Below are 5,571 nucleotides of genomic sequence, written 5' to 3'. Positions count from 1 at the left end.
CCCCCCCCCCCCCCCCCCCCCCCCCCCCCCCCCCCGACCAGCCCGAAAAAATCGCTTCTTCGTGAAGATCGGCGTCCAGCGCCGGTACGGCAAAGAATAAATTACCCATCTTCAGGCCAAATCGGATTTCAATGCCTTTGCGTAAAACTTAAATCCAAATGGAGATATTGTTGACGAATCCGGTGGCATTATTTCTGTTACAGCAGTCCTTTGTCCTGGCGCTTCTTCAGGAATTAACGCATATACGTATCCCTATATGCACAAGCGAGGGTGACTGATATGTCGATCATCGAGTGCATGCAGGCCCGTACTGCCAAGCGCCCGGCGCCGTTTGCGCACGGGGCGGGAGCGTTGGGTCGCTCCTGCCCAGCCGTCGCGGCTCAGCGCATCGGTCCCTAATCAGCGCAGCTTCCCGCGGCTCGAATCGCCGGGGGCGTGACTTTCATTCAGTCGTGGTCCTGCGCCGCAGGCGTGGCGCCTCAGCACGAGAAGAGGAATGAACCATGGCCGTCATCAACGGAACCGCGGGATTTGATGCCCTCCACGGCACGAGCGATGCCGACACGATCAATGGTCTGGGCGGTAATGATTATCTATATGGCGATGGCGGAGCGGATGTGCTCAATGGCGGGGATGGCATCGACATGATCCGCTACGAGGCCTCGTCTGCCGCTGTCTCGATCAACCTCGCCACCGGCGCCGCAAGCGGAGGCGATACCGTCGGCGACACCTGGACCGAAATCGAGGGTGCGGCCGGCAGCAACTTCGATGACACGCTCGTCGGCGATGCCGGCAACAACGTGTTCTACGGCTTCGGCGGTGACGACACGCTCGATGGCGGGGACGGCGACGACGTCCTGGCCGGCACCGGCGGTGCGTCCGGCGTCGGGGGTGCGGACCGTCTGATCGGCGGCAACGGCATCGATACCGCAAGCTATAACGATCCGAACCTGACCTCCGGCGTCGAGATCAACCTGGCCACCGGAGCCACGTCCGGAGAAGCCGCGGTCGGGGATACGTTTTCCAGCATCGAGAATCTCTGGGGCTCCGCCCATGACGACGCCTTGATCGGTGATGGGGCCGTGAACCGGCTCGAAGGCGGGGATGGGGACGACCTCGTTGAAGGCGGCGCGGGCGCGGACATCCTCGACGGCGGGAACGGCAGCTTCGATGTGGCGCAGTACAGCGGCTCGTCCTCCGGCGTGGCGGTCGACTTCCTCGCCGGCACCGCAAGCGGGGGCGATGCCGACGGAGATACCCTGACGGGCGTCGAGGGCGTGAACGGCTCCGTTCACGACGACCAGCTCATGGGTGATGACATCGATAACGGCTTCTACGGCGATGCCGGCGATGACCTCCTGCGCGGTCGCGGAGGAGCCGACCTGCTCATTGGCGGGGACGGTGCCGACACCCTCGACGGCGGGGACGGTGAGGACGACCTCATAGGCGACGTCGGTGATGACGCGCTGCACGGCGGCGCGGGGGTCGACTCGCTCGATGGCGGGGACGGCATCGACACGATCTATTACGATGACGCGTCCGCCGCCGTGTCGATCAACCTCGCCACCGGCGTGGGCAGCGGAGGCGACGCTGCGGGGGACCATCTGACCGCCGTTGAAGATGCGTGGGGCAGCGGCTTCGACGACGCCCTGATCGGCGACGCGGCCGCGAATCGGCTCATCGGCGCGGGCGGAAACGACACCATCGAGGGCGGCGCCGGCGCGGACTGGCTGATCGGTGGGGACGGCGCGGACGACATCACAGGCGGTGCCGGCGATGACGACCTGCATGGCGGCGCGGGAGCCGACATGCTCGATGGCGGGGACGGCGTCGACTCGATCTCTTATGAGCTCTCGTCTGCCGCCGTGTCGATCAATCTCGCCACCGGCACGGCCAGTGGCGGCGATGCCGCCGGAGACCAGTTCACCGGCATTGAAATCGTGTGGGGCGGCGACTTCGACGACACGCTCATCGGTGATGCCGGCAGCAATGAGCTCAATGGCTTCGACGGCGCCGACCTGCTGCGCGGTGGCGCCGGGATGGACAACCTCATCGGCGGCGGCGGCGGCGACCGGCTGGTCGGCGGCGACGGCGATGACCGGATCGAAGGCGGCGCGGGGGCCGACAGGCTATTCGGCCGGTTCGGCGCCGACAACTTCGTCTATGCCGCGGCCGGCGACACCGGCACCGGCTTCGACACCCGCGACGTCATAGCCGATTTCTCCTCCGCCGACGGCGACCGGATCGACCTCGTCGGCATCGATGCCGACGGCGACGCCGGCAACGGCGACACCGCCTTCACCTTCATCGGCGGCGACGCCTTCTCCGGCCAGGCCGGCGAGTTGCGCCTCGTCGACGACAGCGGGTCCGTGACCGTGGTCGCCGCCGATATCGACGGCGACCGCAAGGCCGACCTGTCGATCGCGCTCATCGGCAGCGACTTGACCCTGACGGCCGGAGACTTCGTGCTGTAGTCCTGACCGGCTCGGACGCCTAAGGCGTCCGAGCCGCAATTCTTCGCTTCGAAGCAGTTGCTGGTCATGCACCTGACCGCCCTCTCGGAAAAGCGATCGTGTCGACCATCCCGCTGCGCCGCGCCGCGATGGTGGCGATCCGCAAGCGGCTGAAGCGGCCGCTCGTGCTCGACGACGCCGAGTTCGAGGCCTTTCTCAAGGGCCTGCGCCCACCAAGGGCGCCCGGCCGGTGCGCAAGGCGGCCCTGCTCGAGCCGAACCTGCGCGCCGCCTCGCTGGTGCTGACCCCGGACGCGCATCCCAATCTGGCCGGCATCGACCTCGCCGGCGCGGCAGGGGAGGCGCGCCGGACCCTCCGGGACATGGCGCTGCTGCTGACCGGATTCGCCGGCGGCTTCCGCCGCTCCGAGCTCGGTCCTGCGGCTGAATGGGATGACCTACTGTCACAAGGCCGTGCCAAAGGCGCGGATTGGCAAATTCGTGACTTCTGCACAGCCGCAGTAGCGCTCGGAATTTCAAGAGTTGCCCGTCTCAAAATCCCCTGCGACCACGTCCTCGATCGGATAGTCGCGAACCCACGCCTGCGCCGGCCCCGCCCCATGGGGAAGGGGAGGCGGGGAGTATCGCGAACGACGTCGGCTCATTTGCCCGCCCCGAATGTCGTTGCACGACGATCGGGGTGGACAATGGTCCTATTCCTAGGTAAGGGGAGTCCTGACCGAGAGTGAGGATCTCGTGGTTTCTCCGGCGCACCATCGCTTTGATCCTGATGTCTGGTTTGGGGCTTTCGTGCTCACGCCGGCGCGGCAGTCTCACACGATTTTCGCGGTCTAGCTTTTGAACGGACGATGAGTCAGCGCCCTATCGACGGACAGTCGCTTGCCCGACGCATCGCTATTCTCTGGGCGATTGTGATCATCGGATACTTAATGTTGTGGCATGCGAGGTAGTTCGGCATCGCCATGCCAACCAAGTCTTTTCCTATCATGGAGAATTTCTTCCGAATGGTCGGGCAGGATCAGCGTCCGGTCGTTCCGTCGCCGAGCGGTGTGATGCGATTGCCGCTGCCCGCATCGACGATCGAAGGCGCCCCGAACCTCCCGGTCCAGTAGATTAGATTTTGCGATCCGGACACAGTCAGCATGGCGCCGGAGACAAGCTCAATCGAGACGATGTTGCGGTCACCTTCGAGGATCAGCGAACGGCACTTGCCCGCGAGGCTGTAGCGCTGGTCGTCGGCCCGAATGACGACGTCGCGGTCGGCGCAGGCGATGGGCTGCCGGTCGGCCGCGCTCTGCAGGATCAGGATCTCCTCCTGCGATTGGGCGCAAGGAACGATCAAAAGGCCGAACATGGCTACGACGCCGAAGATCATTCGGGTCATCCGTTGTCTCTCGATTGCAGTCATCGGCTCTCCTCCTTCCCTCCGTTGCCGGTGTGCTGCGCATCCGGTCCGACCGAACCCGATCTGCGGCAACTTCCGACAGGTTCCTGCAAGAATACTGTGTCCGGCATGGGAATGGATGAACATTGTCCGAATTCGGTCATGCCGGCGGGCTCGAGGTTCATTTCCGGAACGCGACGAGCAGCACGGCCTTCAGGGCCTGGCCGGTCTCGAGGAAGGGCATCGGGTCGACCGGCACATCCCGGCGCCGAATCTCGTAGTGCAGATGGGGGCCGGTCGATTCGCCTGTTGAGCCGAGGGTACCGACGACAGTTCCGATCGCGACCGGATCGCCTACGCCGACCGCGAGGGACTGCATATGCGCGTAGCGGGTGACAAGCCCGTCGGCATGCTGGATCTCCACCATGTTCCCGTAGCCGCCAGCCAGGCCCGACCGCAGGACACGGCCGGCGGCCGTGGCGAAGATCGGCGTTCCCGCAGGGGCGACGAGATCGACGCCCGTGTGCATCATTGTCAGGCCGGTGATTGGATGGACGCGCGGGCCGAAGGGGCTCGACTTCTGGTATGGGCCGCGCAGAGGCGTCGCCAATGGCAGCCCCGGTAGGCGAGCCGCCAGAAGGCGTGCATGGGTGTCGAGCGCGGTGGGCGAAAACGGATCGGCAATCAAGGCGGGGCCGCCCGACGGCGGCAAGCCGAGGCGGGTCAGGGCGCGGTCGATCGCCATGACCGCGACGGCCAGACGCACGGTCTGGGCCAGGCGTCGATCGGTGTCCGCGATATCGGTCGACGATAGTCCGAGCGCTGCAGCGTCCGTGCCGGCTACGGCAGCCGGAGCCGGCGGCTCGGTCCGAGGCGGCCGGGGCCGGTGCGACAGTGCCAGAGCGACCACCAGGGCCGTGACCACGGCCAAGGCCCCCACGCCCAGGAGGAGCGAAAGCGGTGCCCGTCCGGCGATGCGGGTGCGCTCGTCCCGGGGCGGTTTATCATGCGCCGCCGCAGGCTGCGACACGCCGGTAGCCTGGGCGGTCCGCGCAGCCAGCACGATCACGGCCGGCTGGCCCGATCCCGGTTCGGGGGCCCACCCGGCCAGCCGCTGGGCCGCGGTGTCGGGCAGATCGTGGAGAAGGGATGCATCGACCGCCCGCGCCGCGCCGGCCGGCAGATCGCGAGAGGCCAGGACGAGCCGGTCTTCCAGGCCCAGGCGGATCCGCGCCACCTCCGGTTGGCGGGAGCTCTTCGCGGCGGAGGATCGCCCGTCGAAGGCGAGAGCGGCAAGACCGTCCGGCCCGAGGCGATAGAGGCCGCACGGGCCGGTCCGGAAGCACATCACGTGCGGCAGGCTGACGATCGCGGCCAGGATGGACACGCCCTCGGATCGCCGGCGTGACTGCTGCCGATGACCGGACCGAAGCGCTTCCCGCTCGACCCGCCGGCGAACGGCCCGGGCAAGCTCCGCCCGGCTGAGCCCGGCCGGCAGCGCGGCGAGATCCCTCAGCACGGCCGAGGCCTCGTCGCGAATATCCGGCGCATGGCTTCCCGGCACGGCCAGCACCCAGAGACCGATCTCGGATCGGCCGAGCGCATAGGGCGCTCCGGCGATCCCGGCGTCGCAGGCAACGCGCGGATCCGCGCCCGGCTGGGGGACGACCTCCTGCATCAGTCCAGCGGCGAGGTCGATGGCGGTGCGTCGGGC

The 5,571-nt window shown here is 67.1% G+C and carries 4 protein-coding genes; 2 read left to right on the top strand and 2 right to left on the bottom strand.

All coding sequences use genetic code 11. The features are described from left to right. Positions 1-503: 503 nt before the first annotated feature. Positions 504-2,474, top strand: a complete 1,971-nt coding sequence (locus tag AAHM41_RS38510; protein WP_342241926.1) for a calcium-binding protein — start codon at positions 504-506, stop codon at positions 2,472-2,474. A 98-nt stretch (positions 2,475-2,572) separates the two neighbouring features. Next, positions 2,573-2,758: a hypothetical protein gene (locus AAHM41_RS38505; protein ID WP_342241925.1), complete on the top strand. Its 186-nt coding sequence runs from the start codon at positions 2,573-2,575 to the stop codon at positions 2,756-2,758. Between the two features lie 733 nt (positions 2,759-3,491). On the opposite strand, the gene AAHM41_RS38500 is transcribed toward AAHM41_RS38505, so the two are convergent. Both AAHM41_RS38500 and AAHM41_RS38495 read right to left on the bottom strand, forming a co-directional pair. Continuing rightward, positions 3,492-3,881, bottom strand: a complete 390-nt coding sequence (locus AAHM41_RS38500; RefSeq protein ID WP_342241924.1) for a DUF3060 domain-containing protein — start codon at positions 3,879-3,881, stop codon at positions 3,492-3,494. A gap of 157 nt (positions 3,882-4,038) precedes the next feature. Continuing rightward, positions 4,039-5,571 (bottom strand): M23 family metallopeptidase (locus tag AAHM41_RS38495; RefSeq protein WP_342241923.1); only part of this gene is annotated, 1,533 nt, incomplete at its 5' end.

It is taken from the genome of Inquilinus sp. OTU3971 (genome assembly GCF_038440215.1).
Note: the sequence above shows the minus strand (reverse complement) of the source record. Positions and strands in the feature narration are given on the sequence as shown.